Annotated in this window: 24 protein-coding genes; 7 read left to right on the forward strand and 17 right to left on the reverse strand. The window is 55.8% G+C overall.

Annotated elements, in window-relative coordinates:
* Positions 1-374: 374 nt before the first annotated feature.
* Positions 375-4,262 carry a phosphoribosylformylglycinamidine synthase gene (purL, locus tag NCR98_RS29485; protein WP_250497565.1) on the reverse strand — a complete coding sequence of 1,296 codons (3,888 nt, stop codon included), beginning with the start codon at positions 4,260-4,262 and terminating at the stop codon, positions 375-377.
* Between the two features lie 267 nt (positions 4,263-4,529).
* Between purL and mltF the strand changes: the two genes are divergently transcribed.
* Complete coding sequence (gene mltF, locus NCR98_RS29490) at positions 4,530-5,996, forward strand: membrane-bound lytic murein transglycosylase MltF (RefSeq protein ID WP_010257637.1); 1,467 nt, start codon at positions 4,530-4,532, stop codon at positions 5,994-5,996.
* Here mltF and tadA read toward each other — a convergent pair.
* A complete protein-coding gene (tadA, locus tag NCR98_RS29495) occupies positions 5,993-6,484 on the reverse strand; it encodes a tRNA adenosine(34) deaminase TadA (RefSeq protein WP_250489350.1) in 492 nt (163 codons plus the stop codon). The two genes, mltF and tadA, sit on opposite strands and share 4 nt — an antisense overlap.
* 63 nt (positions 6,485-6,547) lie before the next feature.
* Complete coding sequence (gene yfhb / locus NCR98_RS29500) at positions 6,548-7,264, reverse strand: phosphatidylglycerophosphatase C (protein ID WP_250528118.1); 717 nt, start codon at positions 7,262-7,264, stop codon at positions 6,548-6,550.
* 76 nt (positions 7,265-7,340) lie between these two features.
* On the opposite strand from yfhb, the gene NCR98_RS29505 reads away from it, so the two are divergent.
* Positions 7,341-8,180 (forward strand): MurR/RpiR family transcriptional regulator, encoded by an 840-nt coding sequence (locus tag NCR98_RS29505; protein WP_010257643.1) that lies wholly within the window; start codon positions 7,341-7,343, stop codon positions 8,178-8,180.
* Positions 8,181-8,235: 55 nt separating this feature from the next.
* Positions 8,236-8,484 carry a YfhL family 4Fe-4S dicluster ferredoxin gene (locus NCR98_RS29510; protein WP_010671305.1) on the forward strand — a complete coding sequence of 83 codons (249 nt, stop codon included), beginning with the start codon at positions 8,236-8,238 and terminating at the stop codon, positions 8,482-8,484.
* Here NCR98_RS29510 and acpS read toward each other — a convergent pair.
* The 11 genes from acpS to rpoE all read right to left on the reverse strand — a co-directional run bounded on the left by acpS (position 8,481) and on the right by rpoE (position 17,935).
* Positions 8,481-8,861, reverse strand: a complete 381-nt coding sequence (acpS, locus tag NCR98_RS29515) for a holo-ACP synthase (RefSeq protein ID WP_010257645.1) — start codon at positions 8,859-8,861, stop codon at positions 8,481-8,483. The genes NCR98_RS29510 and acpS overlap by 4 nt on opposite strands.
* Entirely contained in the window at positions 8,861-9,592 is a 732-nt protein-coding gene (gene pdxJ / locus NCR98_RS29520; protein ID WP_010257647.1) for a pyridoxine 5'-phosphate synthase, read from the reverse strand. Before pdxJ ends, acpS begins: the two co-directional genes overlap by 1 nt.
* 72 nt (positions 9,593-9,664) lie before the next feature.
* Entirely contained in the window at positions 9,665-10,393 is a 729-nt protein-coding gene (gene recO, locus NCR98_RS29525; protein WP_010257651.1) for a DNA repair protein RecO, read from the reverse strand.
* 4 nt (positions 10,394-10,397) lie between these two features.
* On the reverse strand, positions 10,398-11,303 hold the full coding sequence (gene era, locus NCR98_RS29530; RefSeq protein WP_010257653.1) for a GTPase Era: 906 nt from the start codon (positions 11,301-11,303) through the stop codon (positions 10,398-10,400).
* Positions 11,304-11,444: 141 nt separating this feature from the next.
* Entirely contained in the window at positions 11,445-12,125 is a 681-nt protein-coding gene (gene rnc, locus NCR98_RS29535) for a ribonuclease III (protein ID WP_010257656.1), read from the reverse strand.
* Between the two features lie 131 nt (positions 12,126-12,256).
* Positions 12,257-13,231: a signal peptidase I gene (gene lepB / locus NCR98_RS29540; RefSeq protein WP_010257658.1), complete on the reverse strand. Its 975-nt coding sequence runs from the start codon at positions 13,229-13,231 to the stop codon at positions 12,257-12,259.
* Positions 13,232-13,240: 9 nt separating this feature from the next.
* Entirely contained in the window at positions 13,241-15,040 is a 1,800-nt protein-coding gene (lepA, locus tag NCR98_RS29545; protein WP_010257661.1) for a translation elongation factor 4, read from the reverse strand.
* Between the two features lie 218 nt (positions 15,041-15,258).
* A complete protein-coding gene (gene rseC / locus NCR98_RS29550; RefSeq protein WP_010257664.1) occupies positions 15,259-15,723 on the reverse strand; it encodes a SoxR-reducing system protein RseC in 465 nt (154 codons plus the stop codon).
* The gene (gene rseB / locus NCR98_RS29555; protein ID WP_010257666.1) at positions 15,720-16,676 is read right to left on the reverse strand and encodes a sigma-E factor regulatory protein RseB; all 957 of its coding nucleotides are present in this window, start codon (positions 16,674-16,676) and stop codon (positions 15,720-15,722) included. The genes rseC and rseB overlap by 4 nt, the downstream gene beginning before the upstream one ends.
* Entirely contained in the window at positions 16,676-17,329 is a 654-nt protein-coding gene (gene rseA / locus NCR98_RS29560; RefSeq protein ID WP_010257667.1) for an anti-sigma-E factor RseA, read from the reverse strand. Before rseA ends, rseB begins: the two co-directional genes overlap by 1 nt.
* A gap of 27 nt (positions 17,330-17,356) precedes the next feature.
* Positions 17,357-17,935: an RNA polymerase sigma factor RpoE gene (gene rpoE / locus NCR98_RS29565; RefSeq protein ID WP_010257669.1), complete on the reverse strand. Its 579-nt coding sequence runs from the start codon at positions 17,933-17,935 to the stop codon at positions 17,357-17,359.
* 390 nt (positions 17,936-18,325) lie between these two features.
* Here rpoE and nadB point away from each other — a divergent pair, with 390 nt between their 5' ends.
* Positions 18,326-19,969 carry an L-aspartate oxidase gene (gene nadB, locus NCR98_RS29570; RefSeq protein WP_502799821.1) on the forward strand — a complete coding sequence of 548 codons (1,644 nt, stop codon included), beginning with the start codon at positions 18,326-18,328 and terminating at the stop codon, positions 19,967-19,969.
* Here nadB and trmN read toward each other — a convergent pair.
* Positions 19,954-20,703, reverse strand: a complete 750-nt coding sequence (gene trmN / locus NCR98_RS29575; RefSeq protein WP_010257673.1) for a tRNA(1)(Val) (adenine(37)-N(6))-methyltransferase TrmN — start codon at positions 20,701-20,703, stop codon at positions 19,954-19,956. The two genes, nadB and trmN, sit on opposite strands and share 16 nt — an antisense overlap.
* Positions 20,704-20,868: 165 nt before the next feature.
* Between trmN and srmB the strand changes: the two genes are divergently transcribed.
* On the forward strand, positions 20,869-22,197 hold the full coding sequence (gene srmB / locus NCR98_RS29580) for an ATP-dependent RNA helicase SrmB (protein ID WP_250489351.1): 1,329 nt from the start codon (positions 20,869-20,871) through the stop codon (positions 22,195-22,197).
* Positions 22,198-22,414: 217 nt separating this feature from the next.
* On the opposite strand, the gene grcA is transcribed toward srmB, so the two are convergent.
* Complete coding sequence (grcA, locus tag NCR98_RS29585; protein WP_010672180.1) at positions 22,415-22,798, reverse strand: autonomous glycyl radical cofactor GrcA; 384 nt, start codon at positions 22,796-22,798, stop codon at positions 22,415-22,417.
* A gap of 242 nt (positions 22,799-23,040) precedes the next feature.
* On the opposite strand from grcA, the gene ung reads away from it, so the two are divergent.
* On the forward strand, positions 23,041-23,721 hold the full coding sequence (gene ung, locus NCR98_RS29590; protein WP_022624103.1) for a uracil-DNA glycosylase: 681 nt from the start codon (positions 23,041-23,043) through the stop codon (positions 23,719-23,721).
* Positions 23,722-23,780: 59 nt separating this feature from the next.
* Here the strand turns inward: ung and grpE are convergent, their stop codons facing one another.
* The gene (gene grpE, locus NCR98_RS29595; protein ID WP_010257683.1) at positions 23,781-24,362 is read right to left on the reverse strand and encodes a nucleotide exchange factor GrpE; all 582 of its coding nucleotides are present in this window, start codon (positions 24,360-24,362) and stop codon (positions 23,781-23,783) included.
* Positions 24,363-24,484: 122 nt separating this feature from the next.
* Here grpE and nadK point away from each other — a divergent pair, with 122 nt between their 5' ends.
* Complete coding sequence (gene nadK / locus NCR98_RS29600) at positions 24,485-25,363, forward strand: NAD(+) kinase (RefSeq protein ID WP_010257685.1); 879 nt, start codon at positions 24,485-24,487, stop codon at positions 25,361-25,363.
* Positions 25,364-25,411 lie beyond the last annotated feature (48 nt).

Raw genomic sequence — 25,411 nt, forward strand, 5'->3', positions numbered from 1 at the left:
GTTGGACGGCAGGCTCCGTTTGGTGCGTCATTCGGGCTTTATGAGCTCTTCTCCGCTAAGCGGGGCAATCATAAACAGGTGAATGAGCAGCTGCATGAGTATAGCAAGTTCCATGCCAGAAAATAAATCATTATATTTTTCAGCAGATTGAATAAGCTTGCCGAACAACTGTTGCGCCAAATCTGATTACAGTAAGTGAAAACTGTCTCCGCAGAGCGACATGAAATCGCGCCTGATGGGCGCTCATTAAAAATCAACGAGATAGATGTCGCCAAAAAGAGACAGTGCGAGATGCTCATTGTCGCCATTTGCCAACAGAGCCACAAAAAAGAGCAGGAGGCACACTGGCCTCCTGCTCTTTTCAGCGGATTAAATTAACCCAGCTGTTTACGCGCATTGCGGAAAATACGCATCCACGGGCTATCTTCGCCCCACTCTGCCGGATGCCAGGAGTTGCTGACGGTGCGGAACACCCGCTCCGGATGCGGCATCATGATAGTGACGCGACCACTTTCATTGGTCACGGCAGTGATGCCGTTTGGTGAGCCATTCGGGTTAGCCGGATAGGTTTCTGTTACCTTGCCGAAGTTATCGACAAAGCGCAGTGCCACCAGCCCTTTCGACTCCAGCGCCGCCAGATGTGAAGCATCACGCACTTCAACAAAGCCTTCACCGTGCGAAACCGCGATAGGCATATGCGAACCGGCCATGCCGTCCAGCAACAGCGAGGGACTGGCGGCCACTTCTACCAGACTGAAGCGCGCTTCAAAGCGCTCAGACTGGTTACGCACAAAGCGTGGCCAGAGATCGCTGCCTGGGATCAGTTCACGCAGATTAGACATCATCTGGCAACCGTTGCAGACGCCCAGCGCCAGGGTTTGCGGACGGTGGAAGAAGGTTTCGAACTCGTCACGCACGCGCGGATTAAACAGAATCGATTTCGCCCAGCCCTCACCGGCTCCCAGCACATCACCGTAAGAGAAGCCGCCACAGGCGACCAGCGCCTGGAACTCTTCCAGACCGCGACGTCCGGCCAGCAGATCGCTCATGTGAACGTCAATGGCGGTGAAGCCTGCCCGATCAAAGGCGGCGGCCATCTCTACATGGGAGTTCACGCCCTGCTCACGCAGCACCGCGACCCTTGGACGTGCGCCAGTGGCGATCATCGGGGCAGCAACATCTTCCTGCGGATTAAAGGTCAGATTAACGTTCAGGCCAGGATCGCTGTCGTTTTTCTTCGCTTCATGCTCCTGATCGGCACACGCCGGGTTGTCGCGCAGACGCTGCATCTGCCAGGTGGTTTCCGCCCACCAGGTACGCAACGTGTTGCGGCTTTCACTGTAGACCGCACTGTCACCAGAACGGATCACAAAGCGATCGCCCGGATGCGCGCTGCCCAGCAGATGCGTCGAGTCGGCAAGGCCGTGATCCGCCAGGATCTGCTCAACCACGGCGCGATCGGCGGCGTTGATCTGAATCACCGCGCCCAGCTCCTCGGTAAACAGGGCAGCCAGCGCATCGTTACCCAGCGAGGCGATGTCAACGTCGATGCCGCAGTGACCAGCAAACGCCATCTCGGCCAGCGTCACCAGCAGACCACCGTCGGAGCGATCGTGATAAGCCAGCAGTTTCTGCTCAGCCACCAGCGCCTGGATGGCATTGAAGAAGCCCGCCAGCTGAGCGGCATCGCGCACGTCGGCAGGTTTGTCGCCAAGCTGACGGTAAACCTGCGACAGCGCGGTTGCGCCCAGCGTATTCGCGCCGTTGCCCAGATCGATCAGCAGCAGCAGATTATCCCGATCGGCCTGCAGCTGTGGCGTGACGGTGCGACGGACATCTTCGACGCGGGCAAAAGCGGTAATTACCAGCGACAGCGGTGAGGTCATTTCGCGCTGTTCGCTGCCTTCCTGCCAGCGTGTTTTCATCGACATCGAATCTTTACCGACCGGGATGGTGATCCCCAGCGCCGGGCAAAGCTCCTCGCCGACCGCTTTCACCGCCGCATATAAACCGGCATCTTCACCCGGATGACCGGCTGCGGACATCCAGTTTGCGGAAAGCTTCACACGCTTCAGCGAACCAATGTGGGTAGCCGCCAGGTTGGTCAGTGCTTCACCGACGGCCAGACGACCCGATGCCGCGAAGTCCAGCAGCGCAACCGGTGAACGTTCGCCCAGGGCAAACGCTTCGCCGTGATAGCTGTCGAGGCTGGCGGTTGTCACCGCACAGTTGGCAACCGGGATCTGCCACGGTCCCACCATCTGGTCGCGCGCAACCATGCCGGTCACGCTGCGGTCACCGATGGTGATCAGGAAGGTTTTTTCCGCCACGGCAGGCAGATGCAGCACGCGGTTCACCGCATCGACCAGCGTAATGCCGTCACGCTGCAGGGCAGTACCCTGTGTCTGCTGCGTCACCACATCCCGCGTCATCTTCGGCGTTTTGCCCAGCAGGACATCAAGTGGCATATCGATCGGCTTATTACCGAAATGACTATCTTCCAGGCTCAGGTGCAGCTCTTCGGTGGCTTCACCAATGACCGCGAACGGTGCGCGTTCACGCTGGCAAATTGCCTCAAACTGCGCCAGCTGATCGGGTGCCACTGCCATCACATAACGTTCCTGTGATTCGTTACACCAGACCTCCAGCGGACTCATGCCAGGCTCATCACTCAGGATGTCACGCAGGTTAAACCGGCCGCCACGACCACCATCGCTGACCAGCTCCGGCATCGCATTGGAGAGACCGCCAGCGCCCACGTCGTGGATAAACAGAATCGGGTTCTCATCGCCCAGCTGCCAGCAGCGGTCGATCACTTCCTGACAACGGCGCTCCATCTCCGGGTTATCACGCTGTACCGAGGCAAAGTCGAGATCGGCATCAGACTGACCCGAGGCCATTGATGACGCCGCGCCGCCGCCCAGGCCGATGTTCATTGCCGGACCGCCCAGCACCACCAGCTTCGCGCCTACGGTGATTTCACCTTTCTGCACGTGATCGGCACGGATATTCCCGATGCCGCCCGCCAGCATAATCGGCTTATGGTAGCCACGCAGCTCAGTGCCGTTGTGGCTGGTGACCTGCTCTTCATAGGTACGGAAGTAACCATTCAGAGCCGGACGACCAAATTCATTGTTAAATGCAGCGCCGCCCAGCGGGCCATCGGTCATAATTTCCAGCGCGCTGACGATGCGGGCCGGTTTGCCGAAGTCCTCTTCCCACGGCTGTTCAAAGCCAGGGATACGCAGGTTCGATACAGAGAAACCGACGAGGCCCGCTTTTGGCTTCGAACCCCTTCCGGTTGCGCCTTCATCACGGATTTCACCACCGGAACCGGTCGCAGCACCAGGCCACGGCGAGATGGCCGTTGGGTGGTTATGGGTTTCCACCTTCATCAGGATGTGTGCGGCTTCCTGATGCCAGCGGTATTCGCTCTCTCCGGCGTCAGCAAAGAAGCGGCCAACCTCTGAGCCTTCCATCACGGCGGCGTTATCTTTGTAAGCAGAGAGCACGTAGTCCGGCGTCTGCTCCATGGTGTTTTTGATCATCTTAAACAGCGACTTTGGCTGTTTCTCGCCGTCGATAATCCAGTCGGCGTTGAAGATCTTGTGACGACAGTGCTCAGAGTTCGCCTGCGCAAACATATAGAGTTCAATGTCGTTGGGATTGCGGCCCAATGCGGTAAACGCCGCCACCAGATAGTCGATTTCATCGTCAGCCAGCGCCAGACCCAGTGAGATATTCGCCTGAACCAGCGCCTGACGGCCCTCCCCCAGCAGATCGACACTTTTCACCGGCTGTGGCGTGTGATGCGCGAACAGCTGTTCAGCCTGCGCCAGATCGCCGAAGACCGTTTCCATCATCCGATCGTGCAGCAGTGTGCCCAGCGTTTGCCACTGCGCTTCCGTCAGTTGTGGGGCCTGTACATAAAAGGTCAGGCCGCGCTCCAGGCGACGTACCTGCGGCAGACCGCAGTTGTGGGCAATGTCCGTGGCTTTGGATGACCAGGGCGAAATGGTGCCGGGACGAGGCGTCACCAGCAGCAGACGCCCCTGTGGGGCATGTTCAGCGAGAGAGGGACCATATTTCAGCAGGCGCTGCAGACGGCTCTGTTCGTCAGCGCTTAAGGGCGTGCTGACATCAGCAAAATGGATGTACTCAGCGTAAATATCACTCACCGGCAGATGAGCGTCCTGAAAGCGGGTCAGCAGTTTGTTTACACGAAATGCCGACAGGGCGGGCGAACCACGCAGAATTTCCATTAATAAATCTCTCGTCAGGGCGCCGGGCGACGCTTCATTGGGCGCAACAGGGAAAACGGGGCGTATTATAGAGAAAGCGACCTCGCGACGAAACCGTTTGCGCACAATTTTTGGCGACCCGGATTTGCCTGAATTTTGCGCAAAAGCTGCTATAAAAGTTGCTCAGCGTGATTTTGTTGCGCAAAATGCCCCTCGCTCTGGGAGTTCAAAGAAGACAAATACTGCCTTTAAAAGACAGAGGCCTTAGAGCCAGCGAGAGATAACTATTTGAAACGCCTAAAATTTAATTATCTGTTTATCGGTCTGGTTGCCGTGCTGTTAGCGTTAGCGCTATGGCCATCCATTCCCTGGTATGGGGGTGGGCAGGACCAGATTTCACAGATTAAATCACGGGGAGTACTGCGTGTCAGTACCATCAATTCCCCGTTGACTTACTACACAGTGAACCAATCTCCGGCCGGTATGGATTATGAGCTGGCAAAACGCTTCGCCGATTATCTGGGCGTCAAACTCAAGGTGACAGTACGTCCCAACCTGAGCGATCTGTTTGACGATTTAGATGATGGCAAAGCCGATTTGCTGGCCGCGGGTCTGAACTACAACAGCGAACGCCTGACCCGCTATCAGACCGGGCCAGGCTACTACAACGTTTCGCAGCAGCTGGTCTATCGCGTGGATAAGCCGCGCCCTAAAAACCTCGGTGACTTAAAGGGGCGGCTGACTGTTGCGTCAGGATCGGCGTATCTGTCAACGCTGAAGAGCGCGCGGTCAAATCAGTACCCCGATCTGGACTGGGCGATCTCCACCGATCAAAGTCCTAAAGCCCTGCTGGAAGCGGTGGCAGACGGCAAGCTCGACTATACGATTGGCGACTCCGTGACCATCGCTCTGCTGCAGCGCATCTATCCGCAGCTGGCGGTGGCGTTTGACGTCACTGATGAAGAGCCGGTCACATGGTATGTGCGGCACAGCGATGACGACAGCCTGAATGCCGCGATGCTCGACTTCTTTAACGGTATGGGTGAAGAAGGGGCGATGGCGCGACTGGAGGAGAAATATCTCGGCCACGTCGGCACCTTTGATTATGTCGATACCCGCACTTTCCTGCGCGCCATCGACAACACGCTGCCTGACATCAAACCGCTGTTTGAGAAGTACGCCACCAGCATTGACTGGCGACTGCTGGCGGCGATCTCCTATCAGGAGTCGCACTGGAACCCGCAGGCCACCTCCCCTACCGGCGTGCGCGGCATGATGATGCTGACCCGTAACACCGCTGAGAGCCTGGATGTGGGCGACCGGACCGATCCCGAACAGAGCATTCGCGGCGGCAGTCAGTATTTGCAGGATATGATGGCGAAGGTGCCGCAGACCATCCCGGAAGATGAGCGCATCTGGTTTGCGCTGGCGGCCTATAACATGGGCTATGCCCATATGCTGGATGTCCGTAAACTCACTGCCCGCCAGGGGGGTAATCCGGATAGCTGGGCGGATGTGAAGCTGCGTCTGCCCATGCTGAGTCAGAAGCGTTACTACACCCAGACAGCTTATGGCTATGCCCGTGGGCATGAAGCCTATAACTATGTGGAGAACATCCGCAAATATCAGTTAAGCCTGGTGGGTTATCTGCAGGAGCAGGAAAAACGCCTGGCGCAGCAGGCTGAAGCACAAGAAGCACAGGCCGAACTGGCCAAAGGCTATCCGGCGGTCGAACCAAAGATCGCCATGAATTAATCCTGGCGTTGCGCCTGCCGCAGCGCTTTTTTCTGCTCACGACGCATACGGAAGAAGTCGCTCAGCATAGCGGCACACTCTTCAGCCAGCACGCCGCTCTGTAATTCAACCTGATGATTCATGCCGGGGTGCCCCAGCACATCGAGCAGCGATCCTGCCGCTCCACTTTTGATATCGTGCGCCCCGTAGACCAGCCGGCTGATGCGGCTGTGTACCATGGCGCCGGCGCACATCACGCACGGCTCCAGCGTCACATAGAGCGTGGTGTCCAGCAGACGATAATTTTCCAGTATTTTACCGCCCTGCCGCAACGCCATAATCTCCGCATGCGCCGTCGGATCGTGCTGGCCGATGGGCCGGTTCCAGCCTTCACCGATCACCCGGTCATTCTGAACCAGCACCGCGCCCACCGGCACTTCGCCCTGCTCCCACGCCCGGCGCGCCAGGTCAAGCGCATGGCGCATCCAGTATTCATCTTGTTGTTTCATGCTGACCACTCCGGGCGACAGAAAAGCGGCGCATTATAGCGGTCTCACCGATCCTTTAGAAACTTATTCCAGCTGTTGCAGCTCACCTGCGGGTGTTACGCGCCAGCGATGCTGACAGAAAAACAGCAGCGGGTTGTCCTGTTTGCTGTCGCTATAGCCGCTGTAGAGCTGTAGCGGCGTGCCGATTTTCTCTTCCAGCTGTGCCACTTTCTCATGGCCGAGGCAGCGCATTGCCAGTACCCGCCCGCCCCAGCCGCGCTGCATCTGACTGGCAATCAGCTTCACGCGTGGCAGAAACGCGGAGTCGTAATAGACCTGCTCCACCAGAGACTGTGGCGATCCGGTGATGAGCCAGACGTCAGCATCATCACTGCCGAGATAATCGGTCAGGCGCTGCTGAACCACCGGAAAGGCTTTGACGCGCAGGCGGAACCACTGCGCAAATTCGGCTTCGAGTTGCAGCAGCGTCCGCTCAGAACGGCCAAAAGTAATAGACCAGAGCAGCAGGCTCATGGGCCAGCGTGCCGCCCGGCCTTTAAACAGCAAGCCGATACCCACTACCGGCAATAACGGCACCACCAGCAGCAGATTAAGCGGTCGGCGACGCAGCAGATAGCGCATAAAAGTGCCGAACATGTCCTGCTGGTGCAAAGTGCCATCCAGGTCAAAAAATACGACGCGACGTTGTGTTCCCCTGGTCAAACAACTCTCCTTCAGGCTGATTCTGGAATGATAAAGAGTAGTGTAGCCATCATCAGGCGCTACGGCGATGACTGTCATTTTTAATTCCGATGACTACAATGCCTGATGAATAGTTTATTCTTCACAGATTATCCCTGAATTACGAGGATTGGGCATGAGTTCATTGCTGCGCATTCGCCAGCTTTATCCACGTCTGGCATTGAACGAGCGTCGGCTGGCTGATTTTCTACTGTCGCAACCCGATCGGGCGCGCCACCTGAGTTCGCAAAAGCTGGCGGAAGAGTCTGGCGTCAGCCAGTCGAGCGTGGTGAAGTTTGCTCAGAAACTGGGATACAAAGGTTTTCCGGCGCTTAAGCTGGCCCTGAGTGAGTCACTGGCGGACAAAGATGCCATTACCGTACATAACCATATCCTCAGCGACGATCCCCTTAAAATGGTGGGTGAGAAGCTGCTGACGGAGAAACTCTCGGCGATCCGCGCCACGCTGGATATCAACAGCGAAGAGAAGCTCAACGATGTGTTACAGCTGCTGAAAAATGCCCGGCGTATTTTACTGGTGGGCATCGGCGCTTCGGGTCTGGTGGCGAAGGACTTCTCCTGGAAGCTGATGAAGATTGGCATCAATGCGGTGGCGGAGCAGGATATGCACGCCCTGCTGGCCAGCGTGCAGGCGATGGGGCCCGGCGATGTGCTGCTCGCCATCTCTTACACCGGTGAACGGCGGGAGATCAATCTGGCCGCGCAGGAGGCGGTTCAGGTAGGCGCCGATGTGGTGGCGTTTACCGGTTTTACGCCGAATACGCTGCAGCAGAGCGCCAGTTACTGTCTCTATACGGTGGCGGAGGAGCAGAGTACCCGCAGCGCGGCCATCTCCTCGACCACGGCGCAGCTGGCACTGACCGATCTGCTGTTTATGGCGCTGGTGCAAAACGATCCGGAACGCGCGTCCAGTCATATTCGCCACAGCGAAGCGCTGGTGAAAAAGCTGGTCTGATCAGCGGCAGCGCGTATAATACCCGCGCTTTTTCTGTTGTTATCAGGTGGGTAAAATGGCGCTGTTGATTACGTCCAGATGCATTAACTGCGATATGTGTGAACCGGAGTGCCCGAACCAGGCCATTTCACTGGGCGATGCGATCTATGAGATTGATGTCAGCCGCTGCACGGAATGTGTCGGGCATTATGAGACGCCAACCTGTCAGCAGGTATGCCCCATCGACAACACCATCATCATTGACCCACAGCACACCGAATCACGTGATGCGCTGTGGGAGAAGTTCGTGCTGCTGCACGGCTAGCTTTCAATGATCACCGTGGCGCAGGCGTAGTGACGCTCATCGGCCAGCGTCACGTGAACGTGTTTAACGCCCAGCCTCTCCGCCACTTCAGCGGCATGCTGAAAGAAGCGTAATCCCGGTTTTCCCAGCGCATCGTTGTAAACTTCAAACTGATTAAACGCCAGACCACCGCGAATACCGGTGCCAAAGGCTTTTGCTGCCGCCTCTTTTACCGCAAAGCGTTTAGAGAGAAAGCGCACCGGCTGCTTGTGCGCCTGATATTGCTGCCATTCGGCTTCGCTCAGCACCCGCCGCGCCAGCCGGTCGCCGGAGCGCTCTATTACCCCGGCGATGCGTTCAATCTCAACGATGTCCGTACCCAGTCCCAGAATAGCCATCAGCGACGGGCTTCACGCAGCAGCTGCTTCATCTCTTTCACCGCATCCGGCAGGCCACTCATCACCGCGCGGCCAATAATCGCATGGCCGATATTCAGCTCATGCATTTCCGGCAGCGCCGCAATCGGCAGCACGTTGTGGTAGGTCAGACCATGACCGGCATTGACCTTCAGTCCCAGGCTGGCGGCAAAGGTCGCGGCGTGACGGATACGCGCCAGCTCAGCGTCACGCGCCAGTCCCTCTGGTGCTTCGGCGTAAGCGCCGGTATGAATTTCGATGTAAGGCGCGCCGCTGGCCACGGCCGCTTCAATCTGGCGGTGATCGGCATCGATAAACAGCGAAACCAGAATGCCTGCGTCACTCAGCAGTCGTACGGCCGCGTTCATCTTCTCCTGCTGCCCCGCCACATCCAGCCCGCCTTCAGTGGTCACTTCCTGACGCTTTTCCGGCACCAGGCAGCAGAAGTGGGGCTGGATATCACAGGCGATGCCGATCATCTCATCTGTGACCGCCATCTCCAGATTCATCCGCGTCTGGATGGTGTCACGCAGGATACGCACGTCGCGGTCAGTGATGTGACGGCGATCTTCGCGCAGGTGCACGGTAATGCCGTCTGCGCCCGCCTGCTCGGCGATAAACGCCGCCTGCACCGGATCGGGATAGTTTGTCCCACGGGCGTTACGCACCGTGGCAATGTGATCGATATTGACGCCTAACAGCAACTCAGCCATGACCATCCTCACTTCTTTTTCATCGTGATGTTGAGTGTACCGCGCAAAGTTAAACAGGCGGTACGACCAGCGCTATTCTTCTGCCTGTTCAGGCTTTTTCTTCGGGATAAACTGGCGGAACAGCTCCTGACTCTTCAGCGGCTTGCCACCAAGATAGGGCTTCAGGGCGATGCGGGTAAAACGCTTCGCGGCGCGCAGAGTGTCGGCATCGGGAAACTCTCGCTCGCACAGGGCGCGCAATTCGCGGCCGGTAAAGCTGCGCTGATTGACCACCAGGCTGGCAATAAAGCCGCGCTCTTCGCGGTAGCTGTACGTCATGTTGTCGCTGACCGGCTCGCCGCTACCGGCGCAGTGCAGGAAATCGACGCCATAACCCAGGTGACCGAGCAGCGCCAGTTCAAAACGCCTCAGTGCCGGTTCGGGCTTGCCGTGCGTTGAGGCTAATGCCTGAAGGCAGTTGAGATAGTCGAAGAAGAGTTCTGAGAAGGGGAATTCCTGCTGCAATACGCGAGAGACCAGCTCATTGACGTAGAGACCGCAGTAGAGCGTGATGCCGCTGAGCGGTAAAGCCAGCGACACCGCTTCGGCATTGCGCAGGGTTTTGACTTCCCCGCGCCCGCTCCAGCGAACCAGCAGCGGGGTAAAAGGCTGTAACGCCCCCTTCAGCTGCGAGCGCCGCGAACGTGCGCCCTTGGCCAGAACCCGCACCCGCCCTTCGCTTTCGCTGAACAGGTCGAGCAGCAGACTGGTTTCGCTGAAGGGGCGACTATGCAGCACAAAGGCGCGTTGCCAGCCTTCCATTGAATCAGAGATCGTCTGTATAACCCAGGCTGCGCAGCGCACGTTCGTCATCTGCCCAGCCGGATTTCACTTTCACCCACAGTTCGAGATGCACTTTCGCTTCGAACATCTCTTCCATGTCTCTGCGCGCTTCTGTTCCGATGACTTTGATTTTGGCGCCTTTATTGCCAATCACCATCTTCTTCTGCCCTTCGCGCTCAACCAGAATCAGACCGTGAATGTCGTAACCGCCACGTTCGTTGGTGACGAAGCGCTCGATCTCAACCGTAACGGAGTAAGGCAGTTCAGCACCCAGGAAGCGCATCAGTTTTTCACGGATCATCTCTGACGCCATGAAACGCTGTGATCGGTCGGTGATGTAATCTTCCGGGAAGTGATGATCGGCCTGCGGCAGATGCTTGCGGGTAATCGCCGCAATGGTATCGACGTTTTTGCCGCTCTCAGCGGAAATAGGTACGATATCGAGGAAGTTCATCTGCTGGCTCAGGAACTGCAGATGCGGCAGCAGAATGCTTTTGTCCTGGATGTTATCGACCTTATTGATCGCCAGCACCACCGGCACTTTATTGTCGCGCAGTTTGCCCAACACCATCTCATCATCGGGCGTCCAGCGGGTGCCTTCAACCACGAAGATCACCAGTTCTACGTCGCCAATGGAACTGCTGGCTGCGCGGTTCATCAGACGGTTAATAGCGCGCTTCTCTTCCATGTGCAGACCCGGGGTATCGACGTAGATCGCCTGATATTCGCCTTCGGTATGAATGCCCATGATACGGTGGCGCGTGGTTTGCGGCTTACGCGAGGTGATCGACACCTTCTGCCCCAGCAACTGGTTCAGTAAGGTGGATTTACCGACGTTTGGTCGGCCAACAATCGCGACAAAGCCGCAATAAGTAACGTTTTCGCTCATTCGAGTCCTGAATTGTTCAGCGCCTGATGCGGCGCCGAAAGAGTGCTATTTGAGTCATGTGTCATTCAGCGTCTTCTGACGCCGGGATAGAGTGTCAGGTTAATGGTCAGTGCCGGTTCCGGCACTGTCACCCCGACAGATCTATTCAAGACCTAATTTTATCAGTGCCTGTTCAGCCGCTGCCTGCTCAGCTTTACGACGGCTGGAGCCGACGCCGACAACCGGCTCGGCCATGCCACTCACCTGACAGTGAATGGTGAATTCCTGATCGTGGGCTTCGCCACGTACCTGTACTACCAGATAACTTGGCAGCGGCAGATGACGTCCCTGCAGATACTCCTGCAGGCGCGTTTTCGGATCTTTTTGTTTGTCGCCAGGACTGATTTCGTCGAGGCGGGTCTGATACCAGTCGAGGATCAGCTGCTCTACCCGCTCAATACTGCTGTCGAGGAAGATACCGCCAATCAGCGCTTCCACCGTATCCGCCAGGATCGATTCACGACGGAAACCGCCGCTTTTCAGCTCACCGGGTCCCAGGCGCAGGCACTCGCCAAGATCAAATTCGCGAGCCATTTCAGCCAGCGTGTTGCCCCGCACCAGCGTGGCGCGCATGCGGCTCATGTCACCTTCATCAACCCGCGGGAAGCGGTGATAAAGGGCATTAGCAATCACATAGCTAAGAATAGAATCGCCAAGAAATTCCAGGCGTTCGTTGTGCTTACTGCTGGCGCTGCGGTGAGTCAGGGCCTGCTGTAACAGTTCCGAATGAGTAAAAGTGTAGCCCAGTTTGCGCTGAAGCTTGTTAATCAGGATGGGGTTCATGCGATTCCAGTTCTTTGTTGCGTCTGTGACTCTGCATACCAAACGGGGCTGGTAATCCAACACGTTCCGTTTGGTGTGCAGTGGCCTCCCTGAGGAGGCCACCCGATTTGCCTGTTAATCAGACAATAATGTTAGTGGATACCACCGATGCGACTGAATCGCACGCCGGTTGGCCACTGGCCTTCTTGTTTCTCAAAGCTCATCCAGATTGCGACCGCTTTACCGACCAGATTACGCTCCGGGACAAAGCCCCAGTAGCGGCTGTCGGCGCTGTTATCACGGTTATCGCCCATCATGAAGTATTGCCCTTTCGGCACGACCCAGCTCGCCTGCGGCTGACCCGGCTGCTGATAATACATGCCTGCCTGACTCTGCGCTTCGTTTACCAGCAGAATGTCATGCGTCACGTTACCGATTGTCTCTTTGCGGGTTCCCAGGCGCAAACCACCGCGCAGGGTATCGCCCTGCGGCACCTGATAAAAACCGTTGCCGGTTTCGTTGCCATCAAAGCCGCTAAAGGTCTGAACAAAGTTGCTTGGCTCAACGTCGGTGTAAGTTACCGCTAACGCTGTGTCACAGGCTTTATCATCGGAGCAGGTCGGTTTCACCGTCAGCGTTTTGCTGTAAGGATCATAAATGACTTTGTCGCCCGGCAGGCCGATAACGCGCTTAATGTAATCCAGGCTCGGATCTTTCGGGTATTTAAATACCGCGATATCGCCGCGCTTCGGCTGACCGGTTGGGATCAGCGTCGTCTGGGTGATCGGATCCTTGATGCCGTAAGCAAACTTCTCCACCAGGATAAAGTCACCAATCAGCAGTGTCGGCATCATCGAGCCAGAGGGAATCTGGAACGGTTCGTAGATAAACGAACGCACGATGAAAACCACGGCCAGCACCGGGAACACGGATGCGGTCGTTTCAACCCAGCCTGGCTTTGCAGCGACCTTCGCCAGCGTTTTGCTGTCGAGCGCGTTACCGGTCTGGGCCTGAGCCTCAGCCTGTTTCGCGCGACGCGCGGGTGCCCATTTAAAACGATCAATTACCCATACGATGCCAGTAATCAGCGTCGCTATCGCCAGAATCAGGGCGAACATATTAGCCATTGGAAATCCTTATTTGCTGTCCTTACCGACATGCAGAATGGCGAGGAACGCTTCCTGTGGCAGCTCAACGTTACCAACCTGCTTCATTCGCTTCTTACCATCTTTCTGCTTCTGCAACAGTTTCTTCTTACGGCTGACGTCACCGCCATAACACTTGGCGAGAACGTTTTTACGCAGCTGTTTCACCGTTGAACGCGCGATAATGTGGTTGCCGATGGCAGCCTGAATCGCAATATCAAACTGCTGACGCGGGATGAGCTCTTTCATTTTCTCAACCAGATCGCGTCCGCGATAAGGCGCGTTGTCACGGTGGGTAATCAGCGCCAGCGCATCCACACGCTCAGAGTTAATCAGTACGTCGACGCGTACCATGTCTGAAGGCTGGAAACGTTTAAAGTTGTAATCCAGCGAGGCATAACCGCGCGAGGTTGATTTCAGACGGTCAAAGAAGTCGAGTACCACTTCAGCCATCGGAATTTCGTAAGTCAGTGCCACCTGATTGCCGTGGTAAACCATGTTGGTCTGCACGCCACGCTTCTCAATACAGAGCGTGATGACGTTGCCCAGATACTCCTGCGGCAGCAGCATGTGACATTCGGCTATTGGTTCACGCAGCTCTTCGATATTGTTCAGTGCCGGCAGCTTAGATGGGCTGTCGACATGAACGATTTCGCCGCTGGTGGTCACGACTTCATACACCACCGTCGGTGCGGTAGTGATCAGATCGAGATCGTATTCGCGCTCCAGACGCTCCTGGATGATCTCCATGTGCAGCAGACCGAGGAAGCCGCAGCGGAAACCAAAGCCCAGCGCCGTTGAGCTTTCTGGCTCATAGAACAGCGAGGCGTCGTTCAGGCTCAGCTTACCGAGCGCATCACGGAACGCTTCATAGTCGTCAGAGCTGATTGGGAACAGACCGGCATAAACCTGCGGCTTCACTTTTTTAAAGCCTGGCAGCGCTTTGTCTGCCGGGTTACGTGCGGTAGTCAGCGTATCGCCCACGGGTGCGCCGAGGATATCTTTAATGGCGCAGACCAGCCAGCCTACTTCACCGCAGTTCAGCTCATTACGATCAACCCGTTTCGGGGTAAAGATACCCAGGCGGTCAGCGTTATAAACCTGGCCGGTGCTCAGGACTTTGATCTTGTCGCCTTTGCGCATGGTGCCGTTTTTCACGCGCACCAGGGAAACAACACCCAGGTAGTTATCGAACCAGGAGTCGATAATCAGTGCCTGCAGCGGCGCTTCCGGATCGCCTTCTGGCGGCGGAATGTCGCGCACTAAGCGTTCCAGCACTTCCGGAACGCCGACGCCGGTTTTGGCTGAGCAGCGCACTGCATCAGTTGCATCAATGCCGACGATATCTTCAATCTCCTGCGCGGCGCGATCGGGATCGGCAGCGGGCAGGTCAATTTTGTTCAGAACCGGCACCACTTCCAGATCCATCTCCATCGCGGTGTAGCAGTTCGCCAGTGTCTGCGCTTCAACACCCTGACCGGCATCCACCACCAGCAGCGCGCCTTCGCAGGCGGCCAGTGAGCGGGAAACTTCATAGGAGAAGTCTACGTGTCCTGGGGTATCGATGAAATTGAGCTGGTAAGTTTGGCCGTCTTTCGCGTGGTAATCGAGTGTGACGCTCTGTGCTTTGATGGTGATGCCACGCTCGCGCTCCAGATCCATAGAGTCAAGAACCTGCGCAGCCATTTCACGAGCGGTGAGGCCGCCGCAAATCTGAATCAGGCGGTCAGAGAGCGTAGATTTGCCATGGTCGATATGAGCGATGATGGAGAAATTTCTTATGTGCTTCATTTATTGGGATATCTTCGCTTAAAATTCAGTTGAAAACCTGAGCACAGACACATTCAGGAAGATCGCTCTTTACCCACAATCCTGTCAGCCTCATTAATGACGACGCATATTACACTGTTAACGCCGCGCATAAAAGAATGGAACGTGGTGGAAGCGAAACAGATATCTGCGCGAGGCAGAACAGACAAAGGCCGCGGGATGCGCGGCCTGGACGTGCGTTACGCTTCGCTTTCAACACGCAGCGCATCGGGAGGCAAGGCGATGTTAAGAATGACCGGCTGAAAGGCTTCCCGATCGCCGAATTTCATTGAAACGCCTTTGGCGACAATAAAACCCCCGATGCCGCCCAGCAGCGCACCGCAGGCGGCGGCCAGGTCGCTGCTGAACAGCGCCTGAAACAGCCCGGAAACCAGGAACAGGCCAAACAGCGGCGTCATGTAGACCAACAGCGCAGAACCCAGCAGGCTGCTCTCTTTGATACCAAGTTCGATCCGCTGCCCCGGCTGCAGCGGCTTGCTGCTGGCGATTTGCATCACGTGGGCATTCTTCGGACCGAGCTTATTCAGCATATGGCTGCCACAGCCTTTACGCGCCTGACAGCTGTTGCAGGAGGTTTTAGCTTCGGTGTGCAGCGTGGCGATGCCATCCTGCCATGCCACCACGGTGGCCCATTCTCTCATCATTTTTGTGACCCCAGGTCGATGCTGTCCGCAATACGTTTTGCGGTAGAGGGCGGTAATTCGCCGATCACCGCTATTTCGTTATTATTGCGCACAACGGTCTGGACCGTACGACGCCCAGTGCGCAATGTCTGCGTTGTGCTGGTTTTATCGGCCGGCGTCACGTTGATCGCGAAACTAAACAGGCCATCGCTGTAGAGCTTCGATTCCATATTTTTATTCAAACCGGGTAGCGTGCGACGATTCTGCGACACCAGCGACATACCGGCAGGTATCCAGCCAGGCTGCCAGGTGAGCGTGACCGCATCCCCTTTCGGCACCGAAAGCGACGGAGGCAGATTGGCTTTCTCCAGCCCCTGCATCAGATTGCGCACCCCTTCGTCCACCGCAAAGCTGATGACGCGGAACTGCTCCAGCGTTTCGCCGTCACGATCGAGCAGGTCGATGCGCAGCGGCAGCTTGGTGTCCACATCCAGCCAGACCACATAGCTGTAACGGGTGCCATCGCGTGAAACGATGCGCAACACATCACACATCTGATCGGCAATGCGCGAGCGGCCTACGGTAATAAAATCATAGGCTGTGGCGAGCTTGGTGAAGTCAGCAAAAATTACCGACGGTAAAGCATCGATAATGTGATTGCCGGGGAGCGAAAAGGGATCGAGGCCGGGTTCGAAGTAACTGATATCGTTGCCGCGCTGGATCACTTCCCGACGTGGCCCGTCCATCTGCAACAGCTGAGCGAATATCCGGTTATCGATTACAGCATGACGATAACGCAGCGATTCGATGCCGATGCGGGAAACGTTGATATAGGCGAATTCGTAGTTGAGGTTCTGACTTGCCTGCTCCATCTGCTGCAATAGCGCCCCGGACGCAGAAGGTTGCGCCGGGGCGGCAGATGACCACAACAGGCTGCCTGTCAGCAGGCTAACAGCATACCAAAGCGGCTTCATTACTGCTGTTGCTGTCCTAATGATTGATTTCCGGGAACATCAACCTGCGCCTGTTTTGGCGCAGTGGTTTCAAACTGCAGCTGGTCAGCGTGCAGGCGACGTTGCAGTTCGTAATCCTGCAGCATGGCATTTACGCGACGACGCTGGTCCTGAACCTGCTGGTTAGAACTGTTGGTGTCAAATGCATCAGACGGCACGCCCAGGCTCACCGGAGACGCTTTGCCCATCATCGGCATCGTATTGAACACCGGAGAGTCAGAGGTCTGCGTGGCGCTGCCCTCTGGCTGGTTATAGTGCTGAACGCCTACGATCACGGCCAGTGAAACACAGGCAGCGACACCGACCTGGGTCAGTTGCGCAGCCCACGGGCGCGCTTTTTTCCAGAACGGCATTTTTTCCCAGCGGGAAGGTTCTGGCTGAGCTTCAGGGATCAGCGTTGTAACCGTACGCAACGGTTCTTTTTCGATGGCAGCAGCGACGCGCGCAGAAATATCAAAATGCAGGACATCGCCCACATCACCGCGCATGGTATCGCGAATGAGATGATAGCTTGCCCAGCTTTTCTGTAATTCTGCGTCCTTAGACAAGGCGGAAAACAGCTCGTTATCTAAGGTCTCACCATCCATTAAAGCGGAAAGTTTTTCTTTCTGCATGCCTATGTACCCTTCCAGTAGCCGTTATCACTGACGTTGGATAAGCGGTTGAACTTTGTTATCAATGGCCTCTCGCGCACGAAAGATACGTGATCGAACAGTGCCTACCGGGCAATCCATAATGACGGCGATCTCTTCATAACTCAGACCGTCCAGTTCCCTGAGGGTGATTGCCATACGCAAATCCTCGGGTAGCGCCTCGATGGTACGAAAGACAATTTGTTTCAATTCTTCTGACAACATTAAGTTCTCAGGGTTCGAAATTTCTTTTAATGCACCCGCACTTTCGAAATTTTCTGCGTCAATAGCATCCACATCGCTGGATGGCGGACGACGCCCCTGAGCAACCAGGTAATTTTTCGCTGTATTTACCGCAATGCGGTACAGCCAGGTATAAAACGCGCTATCGCCCCGGAATGAATCCAGCGCGCGATACGCTTTAATAAACGATTCCTGTACTACATCAGGTACGTCGCCCGAGGGAACATAGCGTGAAACCAGGCTCGCCACTTTATGCTGGTAACGAATCACCAGTAAGTTGAAAGCTTTTTGATCTCCCTTCTGTACGCGCTCGACAAGGACCTGGTCCGTCAACTGCTCGCTCATCCGAGGTAATGTCTCCCCAAATTTTTCATACGCATAAAGTAACTGCCAGCACATCTCATGGTTCTGAGCAAGCATGCGCTTAGAGTTGTGATGTGGTGCGAAGTTCACTTCTCGCCCTGATATTTACCGCTCCGATGGACATTACACAGGTTCTTCGTTTTCGTTCAGTGTAAGGAGCGTAAATCGCAGGCAGAGTAACCTATGACAACAGCTTTTTCATCATTAAATCCTTTAGGTTTAATAAGTTTGCTATAAAAAACCGCGCCAAAAGCAGTCCGGTTTTAACTCACTGATATTAAGTAACTTTGGGAAATCATCAGACAAAAACCTGCGCCAGATGTTTAAAATACTTCACAGCAACCCCCATTGCGCTTATGCTCAGCCCTATTCTTGTTTAGTAAATTAAACATTATGATGAATGCGAACCCGGATTATCAGTGTGATGTACTCATTGTGGGCAGCGGTGCTGCTGGCCTGTCGCTGGCGTTGCGGCTGGCAAAACAGTATCAGGTGACAGTTCTCAGTAAAGCGCAGGTCAATGAGGGGTCAACCCTTTACGCCCAGGGCGGTATTGCTGCGGTATTTGATGAGACTGACAGCATCGAGTCGCACATCGAAGATACGCTGATTGCCGGAGCAGGATTATGCGACCGTGAAGCCGTCTCGTTTATCGCCAGTAATGCCCGGCATTGCGTGCAGTGGCTGATCGACAACGGTGTCGCCTTTGATCTCGATCCGCAGGCGGCCGGCGACATGCGTTATCACCTGACGCGGGAAGGCGGCCACAGTCATCGCCGTATCCTGCACAGCGCTGACGCCACCGGCCATGCGGTTGAAACGACGCTGGTAAGCCAGGCGTTGAGCCATCCCAACATCCGGATTCTGGAACGCACCAACGCGGTCGATCTGATTCTTTCAGATAAAATCGGCCTGCCAGGCCCACGCCGTGTAGTAGGCGCGTGGATCTGGAACCGTAATCGCGAACAGGTGGAAACCTGTCGGGCACGGGCCGTGGTGGTTGCAACCGGTGGTGCCGCCAAGGTCTATCAATATACGACTAACCCCGACATCGCCTCCGGTGACGGCATCGCAATGGCCTGGCGTGCCGGCTGCCGGGTTGCCAATCTGGAATTTAACCAGTTCCACCCGACCTGCCTGTTTCATCCGCAGGCGCAGAATTTCCTGTTAACCGAAGCGTTACGCGGAGAAGGTGCCTGGCTGTTGCGTCCCGATGGCAGCCGTTTCATGCCCGATTTCGATGAGCGTGCCGAACTCGCCCCGCGCGATATCGTCGCCCGGGCCATCGATCATGAGATGAAGCGGCTGGGCGTTGACTGTATGTATCTGGACATCAGCCACCAGCCTGAGGAGTTTGTTCGCGCGCACTTCCCGATGATCTATGAGAAGTTGCTGACCTTTGGCTTTGACCTCACCAAAGAACCCATCCCGATTGTGCCTGCCGCGCACTATACCTGTGGCGGCGTGGTCGTCGATCAGCATGGCCAGACCGACGTCAGTAGCCTCTATGCCATCGGTGAGGTGAGTTATACCGGCCTGCACGGCGCTAACCGCATGGCATCCAATTCGTTGCTGGAGTGTCTGGTTTATGGCTGGTCCGCCGCAGAGGAGCTGATTCGCACCCTGCCCGCCATTGAAGCCGTTACTGCGCTACCCGCATGGGATGAAAGTCAGGTTGATGACGCCGATGAGCGCGTGGTGATCCAGCATAACTGGCACGAGCTACGGTTATTCATGTGGGATTACATGGGAATCGTCCGCACGACCCGGCGGCTGGAGCGGGCGCTGCGTCGCATCAACCTGCTTCAGCAGGAGATCGATGAATATTATCGTCATTTCCGCCTCTCCAATAACCTGCTGGAGCTACGGAATCTGGTGCAGGTCGCTGACCTGATGGTGCGCTGTGCGCTGGAGCGAAAAGAGAGTCGCGGCCTGCACTATATCCGCGACTACCCGGATTTACTGCCCGAGGCGCGGCCAACCATCCTGACGCCGCCGGACTACATAAAAAGGTAGAACTCCCGCGTCAGACTACACCACTCATCAGAATAGCGGGTGTCCGGCGTGCGGATAGCAAGGCGCTCCAGCAGGGTTTCCCCGGCCTGCGGCGACAGCCCCAGCAGGACGCGGTGCGGCGGACGATGGGCATATTCCGCCACGTCCAGCCGGAAACGCAGGTGCCAGCCATCCGCCTGCGCCAGGGCGATGAATTCCTGGCCGGTCGCGGTGGGCAGCACCACGCAGAACATCCCCTCTTCTTCAATCAGTAATGCAGCACTGCGCAACAGTGTCTGATGATCGAGCGAGGCCGTGGCACGGGCGCTGTCCCGTGCCGCAGTCGAACAGGCCACACCTGGCGCAAAATAAGGCGGATTGCTGACGATTAGCGAGTAACGTTTATCGCACTGTTCGGCCCAGTCGGCGATATCACGCTGATGAACCTGAATACGTTCAGGCCACGGCGACTGCTGCACATTCTCCTGCGCCTGAAGCGCGGCTTGCGGTTCTAACTCAACCGCATCGATGTTGACCGGCGACGGCGTACGCTGCGCCAGCATCAGCGCGATAAGCCCGCTGCCGCTGCCAATATCCAGAATACGTTTTACCCCGGCAACCGGCGCCCAGGCCCCAAGCAGAATGGCATCGGTGCCCACTTTCATCGCACAGCGATCGTGCGCGACAAAAAATTGTTTAAAGGTAAAACCGTTCTTGTTTAACTGTGGCCGTTCACGCGGCTTATCCTGCATCATTCGTCACTACCATCGTTTTTTTCCTGCCGTACGGCAGCGCATGAGTGTAACGTGACGACAGAGGGAATTCACGCGGCAGACAACCCCAGGCGCAGCCGAAACGGATTAACAGATGAAGATTCAGTCTGATCTGTCTATAATCAGCGCCCCAAACTGAGGTAGACCATGACAGTAACCACATTTTCCGAACTCGAACTCGACGAAAGCCTGCTACAAGCGTTGCAGGAAAAAGGCTTTACGCGCCCAACAGTGATCCAGGCTGCTGCAATTCCGCCCGCGCTGGAGGGCCGTGACGTTCTGGGTTCGGCACCTACAGGGACCGGGAAAACCGCCGCGTATCTGTTACCGGCGTTGCAGCACCTCCTTGATTTTCCGCGTAAGAAATCTGGCCCGCCACGCATCCTGATTGTGACCCCGACCCGCGAGCTGGCGATGCAGGTCGCCGATCATGCGCGTGAGCTGGCGAAACATACCCATCTGGACATCGCTACCATCACTGGCGGCGTAGCCTATATGAACCATGCCGAAGTGTTCAGCGAAAACCAGGACATCGTGGTCGCCACCACCGGCCGTCTGCTGCAGTACATCAATGAAGAGAACTTTGACTGCCGCGCAGTAGAAACCCTGGTGCTGGATGAAGCGGACCGCATGCTCGATATGGGCTTTGCCCAGGATATCGAAACCATCGCGGCTGAAACGCGCTGGCGCAAGCAAACCCTGCTGTTCTCCGCCACGCTGGAAGGCGACAATATCCGTGACTTCGCCGAGCGTCTGCTGAACGATCCGGTTGAGCTGGAAGCGGACCCAAGCCGCCGTGAGCGCAAAAAGATCCAGCAGTGGTACTACCGCGCTGACGATCTGCAGCACAAAACCAAATTACTGATCCATCTGCTGAAACAGCCGGATGTGACGCGCAGCATCGTGTTCGTGCGTAAGCGTGAACGTCTGCATGAGCTGGTGAGCTGGCTGCACGAAGCGGGGATTCGTAGCAGCTATCTTGAAGGCGAAATGGTGCAGGCGAAGCGTAACGAAGCGATTAAACGTCTGAGTGAAGGCCGCGTTAACGTGCTGGTTGCGACGGATATCGCCGCGCGCGGCATTGACGTTGAAGATGTCAGTCATGTCTTCAACTATGACATGACGCGCACCGCCGATACCTATCTGCACCGCATCGGGCGTACCGGTCGTGCGGGCCGTAAAGGCATCGCCATCTCACTGGTTGAAGCGCACGATTTCGTGCTGCTGGGCAAAATCACCCGCTATGTGAACGAGCCGATCAAAGCGCGCGTGATTGATGAGCTGCGTCCTGAGACGCGGGCGCCAAGTGCCAAAACGACCGGCAAACCGTCGAAAAAGGTTCTGGCGAAGCGTGCAGAGCAGAAAGCCAGTGAAACAGAAAAACCGCGAGTGAAAAAACGCCATCGTGATGCCAAAAATGTCGGCAAACGCCGCAAGGCAAGCGGCAGTACGCCAGCTAACGAGAATGCGGAATAAATCATCGCAGCTATAAAAAAATCGCCTCACAGGAGGCGATTTTTTTTATCTGATAATCAGTAACAGCCCTTTCACAATCTTTTGTCTGCCAGAGCGCTTTCTTCACGACACTGTCATCAGCGTGCCAGGCAGTTAACTGTTTATCTTATTCATAATATTAATAAAAATTGCTGTGTGCGCTTTGCGCTAATTTTCAGCAACCGATAACTCAGGCTGCTTAAAGACTTTCAGTAAAGGTACGGGTAATGACGTCGCGCTGCTGCTCAGGCGTCAGTGAGTTAAAACGCACGGCATAGCCTGAAACACGGATAGTCAGCTGCGGATAGTTTTCAGGATGTTTAACTGCATCTTCCAGCGTTTCGCGACGCAGAACGTTGACGTTCAGATGCTGTCCACCTTCAACACGTACCTGAGGTTTGATTTCAACCGGCACTTCGCGGTAAGCGAATTCGCCCAGTTCGCTGATGGCGACAACCTGATCTTCTTCGTAGCCCGCTTTTGCACACAGGCAACGCGCTTCGGCTTTCTCTTCGTCCAGCAGCCAGAAGGAGTTCAGTAGTTGTGAATTGTTTGATTGAGTGATCTGGATACCAGTGATCATGATTGCGTCTCCCGGGTAATACGTGGATAAATCAAATTTGAGGCCCCGGTATATCACCTTTGATTTCGGACAGTTTTGACCTGTATCAATATTAATCAGGCATTCCGGCCGCTTTTAAGCTAACCCGTTGATCTCAATACCCCTGCCACCTAAACTTAATTTGTATTATTCAAATTATTTTTGCCTTCAGGTCAGCGGCAGGAACCGCTAAGCTTATGGCACTAACGTTAAGGGAGTTAAACATGGCTGAAAAGCTGACCTGGCACGACGTGCTGGCTGAAGAGAAAGAGAAACCCTATTTTATCGAGACGCTGAAGCAGGTCGCCGATCAACGCGCTGCGGGTGTCACCGTCTATCCGCCGCAGAAAGATGTGTTCAACGCCTTTCGCCTGACGGAGCTGGGCGACGTCAACGTCGTGATACTCGGTCAGGATCCCTATCACGGGCCTCATCAGGCGCACGGTCTGGCCTTCTCGGTACTGCCCGGCGTCCAGGTGCCGCCCTCTCTGCAAAATATCTACAAAGAGCTGATGCAGGATATTCCAGGTTTTCAGAAGCCCAGTCACGGCTTTCTTGAGAGCTGGGCAAAACAGGGCGTGATGTTGCTGAACACCGTGTTGACGGTTGAGGCGGGCAAAGCGCATTCCCATGCGCGATTTGGCTGGGAGACTTTTACGGATAATGTGATTGCGGCGATTAACCAGCACTGTGAAGGGGTGATTTTTCTGCTGTGGGGTTCACATGCGCAGAAGAAAGGCAGCATTATCGATCGCCAGCGCCATCACGTGTTGCAGGCACCGCATCCCTCGCCGCTCTCCGCCCACCGTGGCTTTTTCGGCTGCAAACACTTTTCAACAACCAATGAGCTGCTGAGCGCTGCCGGTAAAAAGCCGGTGGACTGGACGCCGGTTTTACCGGACTAACGCCAGAAAGCACACGGCCGCGTCAGTGCGCGGCCGTGTAACGGGATTCAGGCGTTGAATCAGCTTTTCGCTTTGGAAACCGCAACCATCGCCGGGCGCAGCAGGCGACCATTCAGCGTATAGCCACGCTGCATGACCAGCATGACATGGTTTGGCTCAAACTCTTCAGACTCCATCATCGACATCGCCTGATGCACTTCCGGGTTAAACGGCACGCCGGTTTCGCCGACCACTTCAACACCGAATTTACGCACGGCGCCCAGCAGGCCTTTCAGGGTCAGTTCAATCCCTTCAATCATCGAAGCCAGCTGTGGGTCCTCTTTGTTCGCCACTTCCAGCGCACGCTCGAGACTGTCGATGACCGGCAGCAGTTCGTTGGCAAACTTCTCCAGCGCAAATTTGTGCGCCTTCTCAACGTCCATCTCGGCACGACGACGAATGTTCTCAATCTCTGCCTGTGCACGCAGCTGGGCATCGCGCACACCGGTCTGCGACTGCGCTAATTCAGCTTCGAGCTGAGCAATACGCTCATCACGCGGATCCACCTCTGCCGCTGTCTCCGCTTCCTGAGGTTGCTGCTGATCCTGCTGAATTTCGTCTGAGACTTGCTCGTTTGGGGTGTTCTGTTCTTTACTACTCATGAATTTCTCCGCGTTTTGCACATTCATTTCGCTGGTTGGCTTATTATGGGGATTGGTATGACGGATTCAAGGGAACCTATCACATTGCCTTACCGTTTTGGCTTATAAGGAACACCGACCAGATGAACAAACACTTTAACTGCATTGGTATTGTGGGCCATCCGCGCCATCCCACCGCGTTAACCACGCATGAGATGCTCTGGCGCTGGCTGACAGCCAAAGGTTATCAAGTGATCGTTGAGAAGCAAATTGCGCAGGAGCTGTCGCTTCACGACGTGCAGACGGGCACGCTGGCGGAGATTGGTCAGCAGGCCGATTTAGCTGTCGTGGTGGGCGGTGATGGCAATATGCTGGGCGCAGCGCGGGTGCTGGCGCGCTACGACATTAAAGTGATTGGGATTAACCGCGGTAATCTCGGCTTTCTCACCGACCTTGACCCGGACAATGCGCAGCAGCAGCTGGATGAGGTGCTACAGGGCAACTATTTCGTCGAGAGCCGCTTTCTGCTGGAAGCGCAGGTGTGCAAATCTGACTGCTCGCCGCGCATTGGCTCCGCTATCAACGAAGTGGTGCTGCATCCCGGCAAAGTCGCGCACATGATCGAATTTGAAGTCTACATCGATGAAGTGTTCGCCTTCTCCCAGCGCTCGGATGGGCTGATTATTTCGACACCCACCGGCTCGACCGCCTATTCACTCTCTGCGGGCGGCCCGATTCTGACGCCGTCACTTGAAGCGATTGTGCTGGTGCCGATGTTCCCGCATACGCTGTCAGCGCGGCCACTGGTCATCAACAGCAGCAGTACCATCCGTTTGCGCTTTTCCTCACGCCGCAGCGACCTGGAAATCAGCTGTGACAGCCAGATTGCGCTGCCGATTCAGGAAGGCGAGGATGTACTGATACGACGCAGCGCCAACCACCTGAACCTGATTCATCCTAAAAACTACAGCTATTTCAATACGCTGAGTTCAAAACTGGGCTGGTCAAAAAAATTGTTCTGAAATGCGGCATCACCTCTTTACTGGATAAAAAACCAGTTTATACTGTAT

It is taken from the genome of Caballeronia sp. GAWG2-1 (assembly GCF_023631405.1).
Taxonomy (GTDB): domain Bacteria; phylum Pseudomonadota; class Gammaproteobacteria; order Burkholderiales; family Burkholderiaceae; genus Caballeronia.

What these genes read in the sequence shown, in the direction of transcription:
- rpoE (WP_010257669.1), bottom strand. Translation starts at nt 17,935, where the DNA reads ATGAGCGAGCAGTTGACGGACCAGGTCCTTGTCGAGCGCGTACAGAAG.
- trmN (WP_010257673.1), bottom strand. Translation starts at nt 20,703, where the DNA reads ATGATGCAGGATAAGCCGCGTGAACGGCCACAGTTAAACAAGAACGGT.
- rseA (WP_010257667.1), bottom strand. Translation starts at nt 17,329, where the DNA reads ATGCAGAAAGAAAAACTTTCCGCTTTAATGGATGGTGAGACCTTAGAT.
- srmB (WP_250489351.1), top strand. Translation starts at nt 20,869, where the DNA reads ATGACAGTAACCACATTTTCCGAACTCGAACTCGACGAAAGCCTGCTA.
- recO (WP_010257651.1), bottom strand. Translation starts at nt 10,393, where the DNA reads ATGGAAGGCTGGCAACGCGCCTTTGTGCTGCATAGTCGCCCCTTCAGC.
- yfhb (WP_250528118.1), bottom strand. Translation starts at nt 7,264, where the DNA reads ATGACAGTCATCGCCGTAGCGCCTGATGATGGCTACACTACTCTTTAT.
- NCR98_RS29510 (WP_010671305.1), top strand. Translation starts at nt 8,236, where the DNA reads ATGGCGCTGTTGATTACGTCCAGATGCATTAACTGCGATATGTGTGAA.
- pdxJ (WP_010257647.1), bottom strand. Translation starts at nt 9,592, where the DNA reads ATGGCTGAGTTGCTGTTAGGCGTCAATATCGATCACATTGCCACGGTG.
- acpS (WP_010257645.1), bottom strand. Translation starts at nt 8,861, where the DNA reads ATGGCTATTCTGGGACTGGGTACGGACATCGTTGAGATTGAACGCATC.
- rseC (WP_010257664.1), bottom strand. Translation starts at nt 15,723, where the DNA reads ATGATGAGAGAATGGGCCACCGTGGTGGCATGGCAGGATGGCATCGCC.
- grcA (WP_010672180.1), bottom strand. Translation starts at nt 22,798, where the DNA reads ATGATCACTGGTATCCAGATCACTCAATCAAACAATTCACAACTACTG.
- nadK (WP_010257685.1), top strand. Translation starts at nt 24,485, where the DNA reads ATGAACAAACACTTTAACTGCATTGGTATTGTGGGCCATCCGCGCCAT.
- tadA (WP_250489350.1), bottom strand. Translation starts at nt 6,484, where the DNA reads ATGAAACAACAAGATGAATACTGGATGCGCCATGCGCTTGACCTGGCG.
- NCR98_RS29505 (WP_010257643.1), top strand. Translation starts at nt 7,341, where the DNA reads ATGAGTTCATTGCTGCGCATTCGCCAGCTTTATCCACGTCTGGCATTG.
- lepA (WP_010257661.1), bottom strand. Translation starts at nt 15,040, where the DNA reads ATGAAGCACATAAGAAATTTCTCCATCATCGCTCATATCGACCATGGC.
- era (WP_010257653.1), bottom strand. Translation starts at nt 11,303, where the DNA reads ATGAGCGAAAACGTTACTTATTGCGGCTTTGTCGCGATTGTTGGCCGA.
- grpE (WP_010257683.1), bottom strand. Translation starts at nt 24,362, where the DNA reads ATGAGTAGTAAAGAACAGAACACCCCAAACGAGCAAGTCTCAGACGAA.
- rnc (WP_010257656.1), bottom strand. Translation starts at nt 12,125, where the DNA reads ATGAACCCCATCCTGATTAACAAGCTTCAGCGCAAACTGGGCTACACT.
- purL (WP_250497565.1), bottom strand. Translation starts at nt 4,262, where the DNA reads ATGGAAATTCTGCGTGGTTCGCCCGCCCTGTCGGCATTTCGTGTAAAC.
- ung (WP_022624103.1), top strand. Translation starts at nt 23,041, where the DNA reads ATGGCTGAAAAGCTGACCTGGCACGACGTGCTGGCTGAAGAGAAAGAG.
- rseB (WP_010257666.1), bottom strand. Translation starts at nt 16,676, where the DNA reads ATGAAGCCGCTTTGGTATGCTGTTAGCCTGCTGACAGGCAGCCTGTTG.
- lepB (WP_010257658.1), bottom strand. Translation starts at nt 13,231, where the DNA reads ATGGCTAATATGTTCGCCCTGATTCTGGCGATAGCGACGCTGATTACT.